The following is a 207-nucleotide window of genomic DNA, read 5'->3' as shown; positions in this document are numbered from 1 at the left end:
TATGCACTCCACAGTGTTTAGATAAGTCTGTCAATTGACGTTCTCTATTTTCATTACTTGATTTCAATTCATCAAGCACATCATTTATAGACAGAAAACAGGTTTTTGTATGCACTCCACAGTGTTTAGATAAGTCTGTCAATTGACGTTCTCTATTTTCATTACTTGATTTCAATTCATCAAGCACATCATTTATAGACAGAAAAC

At 32.4% G+C, this 207-nt stretch carries 1 protein-coding gene; it reads right to left on the bottom strand.

The window, feature by feature from the left end; translation table 11 throughout:
• Nucleotides 1–207, bottom strand: a 207-nt coding sequence (locus BHE89_RS24260) for a hypothetical protein (protein ID WP_216080983.1), incomplete at both ends; no start/stop codon positions are given.

It is taken from the genome of Shigella sp. FC1967, assembly GCF_001743005.1.
Lineage (GTDB): Bacteria > Pseudomonadota > Gammaproteobacteria > Enterobacterales > Enterobacteriaceae > Proteus.
Note: the sequence above shows the minus strand (reverse complement) of the source record. Positions and strands in the feature narration are given on the sequence as shown.